The sequence below is a fragment of the Chamaesiphon polymorphus CCALA 037 genome, from assembly GCF_003003845.1.
GTDB classification, from domain to species: domain Bacteria; phylum Cyanobacteriota; class Cyanobacteriia; order Cyanobacteriales; family Chamaesiphonaceae; genus Chamaesiphon; species Chamaesiphon polymorphus.
The window spans coordinates 1-4355 of sequence record NZ_PVWO01000486.1 but is presented as its reverse complement, the minus strand read 5'-3'; the positions used below and the strand labels follow the sequence as shown (position 1 = coordinate 4355).

At 45.1% G+C, this 4355-nt stretch carries 5 protein-coding genes; 3 read left to right on the top strand and 2 right to left on the bottom strand.

What is annotated here, in order from left to right; all coding sequences use genetic code 11:
* Both C7B77_RS24955 and C7B77_RS24950 read left to right on the top strand, forming a co-directional pair.
* Window positions 1-799, top strand: a 799-nt coding sequence (locus C7B77_RS24955) for a TRAP transporter substrate-binding protein (protein ID WP_106311293.1), incomplete at its 5' end; no start/stop codon positions are given.
* Between the two features lie 506 nt (window positions 800-1305).
* Complete coding sequence (locus C7B77_RS24950; RefSeq protein WP_106311287.1) at window positions 1306-1905, top strand: GNAT family N-acetyltransferase; 600 nt, start codon at window positions 1306-1308, stop codon at window positions 1903-1905.
* A 37-nt stretch (window positions 1906-1942) separates the two neighbouring features.
* Here C7B77_RS24950 and C7B77_RS31535 read toward each other — a convergent pair whose 3' ends face one another.
* Window positions 1943-2077 (bottom strand): hypothetical protein, encoded by a 135-nt coding sequence (locus C7B77_RS31535; RefSeq protein WP_281261388.1) that lies wholly within the window; start codon window positions 2075-2077, stop codon window positions 1943-1945.
* Window positions 2078-2139: 62 nt separating this feature from the next.
* Window positions 2140-3504 (bottom strand): TRAP transporter large permease, encoded by a 1365-nt coding sequence (locus C7B77_RS24945; RefSeq protein WP_106311290.1) that lies wholly within the window; start codon window positions 3502-3504, stop codon window positions 2140-2142.
* A 350-nt stretch (window positions 3505-3854) separates the two neighbouring features.
* Between C7B77_RS24945 and C7B77_RS24940 the strand changes: the two genes are divergently transcribed.
* The gene (locus C7B77_RS24940; RefSeq protein WP_106311284.1) at window positions 3855-4265 is read left to right on the top strand and encodes a GFA family protein; all 411 of its coding nucleotides are present in this window, start codon (window positions 3855-3857) and stop codon (window positions 4263-4265) included.
* The last annotated feature ends 90 nt before the right edge of the window (window positions 4266-4355 follow it).

Here is a 4355-nt window from a genome sequence, read left to right as displayed (position 1 = left end):
CTATTATTATGTGGGCAAAACTCCCGCAGCGGCGTTTGGAACTAGCATTCCCTTTGGTTTGAACGGTCAACAGCAAAATGCGTGGCTGTATGAGGGCGGGGGTTTAAAATCTTTGCAAGAACTCTACGCGCGGAAGTTTGGGGTGATTCAATTTCCGGCGGGTAATACTGGCGGTCAGATGGGAGGCTGGTTTCGGAAGGAAATCTCGACAATTAACGATCTCCAAGGCTTAAAAATGCGGATTCCTGGCTTGGGCGGGCAAGTGATGGCCAAACTGGGCGTTACAGTGCAAACGCTCCCCGGTAGCGAAATTTTTCAAGCCCTACAGACAGGAGCCATCGATGCGGCTGAGTGGGTGGGGCCTTACGATGACGAAAAATTGGGATTGAATAGAGTTGCTGAATATTACTATTATCCGGGTTGGTGGGAACCAGGGCCAACGCTAGAACTGCAAATCAACCTCAAGGAATGGCAGAAACTCCCCCCCGCTTACCAAGCTGCCGTTCAAACTGCGGCCTTTGAAGCCAATATGACAATGCTAGCGCGTTACGATGCGCGGAATAATCAAGCTCTCCAACGTTTGATTAAAAATGGTGTGAAGTTGCGATCCTATAGTCCAGAGATTTTGGCAGCAGCAGAAAAGGCATCATTTGAACTGTACGATAATTTTGCGGCCAAAGATGCCGATTTCCAGCGGATTTTTGGGGAATGGAAGCAATTTCGCGATCGGATCTATGCCTGGAATAATATCAATTCGGCTAGTTTCGATCGTTATAGTTATGCCAAGTTGAAATCTTAATCGGGAGAGTTGGTGTGTTAGTTGGGTTGTCTCGTTCCGAGAGGCTACGCCAACGTACTACTCAACCCAACCTACAGATCTTGTTATAGGAGCCGAATTTTGCTTAATGTTACAATAATCTAAAAGATTGAGCAGATCCACCTTAAATAGAACGATCGGCGGAAAGTTTCCGCTTTTGCGTAGAAAATATGCTGAATTTTTCTGTCTATCTACCCGAATTTGGGTGGATAGGTAGAAAGTTTCTGCTTAATATATAGCGATCGCCGACAGCGTAACATATAATTTTTTATATATGTTAAAATCCAAACGCTGTGTGGATAACAAACTCGTTGGAACCGACACCTCGTTATGCAGGCTAGGCTACTGCTTAAGGCAGTGGTCTAAAACTACTTGTTGGAGTTTAAGACTGAACTGTTCTGAAGCTATGAGCTAGAGTAACGATTTAGAATGTATTTCAAGCTAACTCCCTGAATTAGCCCTTTAAAGTTTTTATCTACTTCTCAACCATGAGTGAAACTTCTTGGAATCTGACACTTTTAACGGAAAGACTGATTCTTCACCCCCTACAACCAGAAGATTACAATTCATGGTACGCCGGATTTTCAGGTAGGTTGAAAAATCAACACAAATATGATGCAGGGCAGAGGGATTTAGAGGGGTGTGATTTGCAATGGTTCTTGGAACTATGTCAACGCCATCAAAAACTGGCATTGTCAGATAAAGTTTACATTTTTGGAATATTTTCACGAGAAACGAATAAACATTTAGGAAACATTGATATTGCTACTATCAGACGCGAAGAGAATCAATGGGCGAACTTGGGGTACAGCATTCATAATCAGTATCAACAGCAAGGTTTTGGAAAAGAAGCTGTTCGAGTCGCATTGATTGCAGGATTTGAAGATCTAAATTATCATCGCATTGAAGCAGCGATTAATTTAGATAACGAACAGTCGATCGCATTGGCTAAGAGCGTAGGAATGAAAAAGGAGTGTATACGAGAAGGGTTTTATTATGAGAACGGACAATGGACAGATCATTTTATCTATGTTGCATTTCCCTCAAATTTTGGATTGGTGGAGAAAGCACCTGTGACGGAAGCATAACAACGCCCATGCACGCCGACCGCTGAGAGTTAATCGGCTATGATGCGAAGGCGATCTGCGGCGGTTGATTGGGAACGTTAGACAGACAGATATTCAGTGGCTTTGAACTTTCACTGTTTGCTTCTACAACTAATTCCAGTTTGAGATTTCCCATTGCTAAAGAAATCTCCAATAGATTCTGTAGGGGGTTGGGGAGTAAGTCAACCTCAAACGAAGTCGGTAAAAACTAATTAATCACAAAACTGGTTTTGCTGCTAGACTTACCAACCAAGTCACAGTTTGCGGAAAAATCATTACGATTAATAACATCGTAAATTGCAACGCCACAAACGGGATCGCACTTTTATGGATATCGATCGTCTTGAGTTCTGGGGGCGCGACACTTTGGAGATAAAAAAGCGAAAAACCGACGGGTGGTGAAATAAAAGCTGTTTGTAAGTTAATGGCCATCACCACCCCGAACCAGACCATATCTAGCCCTAATTTCTGGGCGGCGGGGACTAATAGGGGCATCGCAATAAAGCAAATTTCGATGAATTCGAGGAAAACCCCCAGCAGAAAAATCACAATATTACTGACAATTAAAAAAGCGAATTTACCACCGGGCAAATCGACCAATAATTCGGTGATTAATTCTTTGCCGCCGAGGGCATCAAAAACAAGGCTAAACAACGACGAGCAAAACAAAATCATCACCACAACCGTCGATACCACCGCCGTCGCGTGAGCGGCTGTAGTAATCAATTGCCAATTGAGTTTGCGATTGAGAGCCGCCAAGCAACAAGCTCCGACAGCTCCCACCGCACCTGCTTCAGTCGGGGTGGCTAGACCAAAGAAAATGCTCCCCAAGACGGCAAAAATCAGCAATAAGGGGGGTAAAACTGCTTTGATGCACTTTTTGACCAAAGCTGTGCCTTCCATCTGTCGGACGGATAAAGGCAGGGCGGGGGCAAGGTCGGGTTTGAAATATGCGACTAGCAAGACGTAGGCGGCATAGGAAGCCGATAACATCAGCCCCGGAATTAATGCCCCTAAGAACAAATCGCCCACTGACACGCCCAACTGATCGCTCAATACTAATAACACCAAGCTAGGGGGAATCAACTGGGCGAGGGTGCCCGAAGCAACGATGACGCCAGCGGCTAATTGTTTGTCATAACCATACCGCAGCATCACGGGCAAAGAGAGCGTGCCCATAATAATTACCGTTGCGGCTACCACCCCTGTCGTCGCGGCTAACAGGGTACCAACTAGGACTACTGCTAATGCCAATCCGCCGCGCACGGGGCCTAACACGATCCCGATCGTTTCTAATAATTCTTCGGCGATGCCCGATTTTTCTAGTACGGAACCCAGGAAGACAAAAAAGGGAATGGCTAAGAGCGTAAAGTTAGACATCGTACCGAACCAATTATTCGGCAGCAATAACAACCGACTGGGATCGAAGGCATCCATCATGTAGCCGATCAGCCCAAACACGATCGCGGTACCAGCAAAGGAAAATGATACGGGATAGCCAGTCATCAAGATCGCAAAAAAGCCCGCAAACATGGCTATTGCCAGCCACTCAGTATCGATTTCTATCAACTCAAAACCCATATTTTTTCCGATCGAATGTCGATCGCCAGCACCATCGGTCGAGTTTATTGTGTCATAATTCGGTCGCCCGCAACTCATCAGCTCGCGCTCGGCTGGCGATCGTAGCTCCAACCTATGTAGAGTAAGCCTCTCGATCTGCTCTTGTCGATCGCGTACCATGCTAGGATCGATTCTCCCAGGAGAGGCTACACCACCGAGTTAAGATCGTCTGAAACACAGGTAGAGAGTAATCCCACATAAGATTTTAACCAGAGTCGATTATTTGCGATCGGAAGTCTATCTCAGACGGGTAATGGGTAATATTCCGTGTAAAAATTAGATAGCGATCGCTAAAAATAGAGGAGATAAAAATGGAAGGTAAGTGTCTCTGCGGTACGATAACTGTCCGAACGCCAGATAAAAAGAGTATCGATGCTTGTCATTGCGGGATGTGTCGGCGATGGGGTGGCGGGCCAGCATTAGGCGTATCTTGCGGCTCGGATGTGCAAATCGACGGTATCGATAAACTCAAAGTGTACCAGTCTTCAGAATGGGCCGAACGGGCTTTTTGCGGTGAATGCGGTACGCATATTTTCTACAAATTAGTCGCTACCAGTCAATATTTTCTCCCCGCAGGTCTGTTTCAGGATGGCGTTGAATTTGAGTTCGAGGAGCAAATCTTTATAGATATGAAACCTAGCTATTACGAATTTGCCAATCAAACATTGAATTTAACAGAAGCAGAAGTACTTGCTAAATTTGCGCCAAGTGAGAATAGTTAAAATACATAATAATCGCTTGCAAAAAAACTAATTTACCTGCTACTTGTTTTTGACAATCTTCAGCGACCGATGAGGAGAACGAGTTAAAAT